General features: G+C 47.3%; 1 protein-coding gene. It reads right to left on the bottom strand.

Translation table 11 applies throughout. The features are described from left to right. The coding region (locus tag M917_RS00290; RefSeq protein WP_040641480.1) for a beta strand repeat-containing protein at positions 1–1,377 on the bottom strand (1,377 nt) is incomplete at both ends.

Consider the following 1,377-nt stretch of genomic DNA (forward strand, 5'->3'; position numbering starts at 1 on the left):
GCCATTGGCGCCATAGTTACTGGTGTTGGTGCCGTTAGTGACGTTAGTGCCTGTTGCTGTCACAGCTGTAAGGTTGCCTGTGCCATCGTCAATTCTAACGCCCATATTGTTGGTGACGGTGTTACCCGTTCTAACGCTACCAGTTACACCAAGGTCGATGTCTTTAGCAAGCTGTACAAGCAGACCATCATTCGTTGCATTGGTTGATACGCCTACGTTGTTACCACTTGCTAGTGCAGCGGCATCTGTTTCACCACCTGTAATAGTGAGCGTTTCACCAAGCTTGCGTTTAACATTAACACCGCGATCACTTGCGAAAGTTAAGCCCTTATCGGTAACTGTGCTCTCAATACTACCAACTGCTGTATTTAAGTCACCTGCATTCACAGCATTATTGGCATTACCAGCTACTGTGTAGTCACCAGCACTAGCAATTCCTGTCAGCTGACGATTTGCGCCTACTGAATTAGAGAAGTCAACAGCTGTACCGCCAGTGGCAGCCCCAACGGTGATTATACTTGTTCCGTTGTCTTGACGAACCAGACCTGTCTTACCAGATGCTAAGTCAGCGATATTACTAGTATTGGTAGTCGTACGGCCATCTAGGTTACCCAGTGCACTACCTACGTTGTTAAAGTCAGTGGTGGTCGCATCATTATTGCCGTTGTTTAGGGTATAAGTAGGTGCGCTTACTGTGCCAGTCGCCTTAGTATAAGCTGCGCCGCCACCTAGGTTGGCTGCTGTGCTAGTTCCTAAAGTTGTTACTTGGCCAAAGGTTGCGGCATCATCTGCTGCGATACCATCAGCTAGGTTGGTGACTCTATTACCACCATTATTAAGTCCATTTCTACCAAGCATAACGGTGTCAACTGGACCGTTTAAGATAGTTATACCAGCGTTATTGACTGTGGTATTGCCAGTTCTAATACTACCATTTACACCAAGGTCGATGTTTTCTGCTAGGTTGTAGTTGATACCATTAGCGCCATCATTGGTGACCATTAGGTTGCCATCAGTGTTGGTAAAGTCAACAGTTTCACCCAATTGAACGTTGTCAGCTTTACTGCCCGCTGCGCGGATGTTAAAGCCTTGGTTCGCTTGTGCTTGAACGTTGGCGATGTTGCTGGTATTGGTAGTCGTACGACCATCTAAGTTACCCAGTGCACTACCTACGTTATTAAAGTCAGTAGTGGTCGCATCATTATTGCCGTTATTTAAGGTATAAATAGGTGCGCTTACTGTGCCAGTCGCCGCAGTGTAAGTTGCGCCGCCACCTAAATTGGTTGCTGTGCTCACTCCTAACGCATCTGTTTTAGTATCAGCAGCACTGCTTGCGGCTTGTAGCTGACCGAGGTTCACGGCATCGCCTGTGGCAGT

The sequence above is a fragment of the Psychrobacter aquaticus CMS 56 genome, from assembly GCF_000471625.1.
GTDB lineage: Bacteria > Pseudomonadota > Gammaproteobacteria > Pseudomonadales > Moraxellaceae > Psychrobacter > Psychrobacter aquaticus.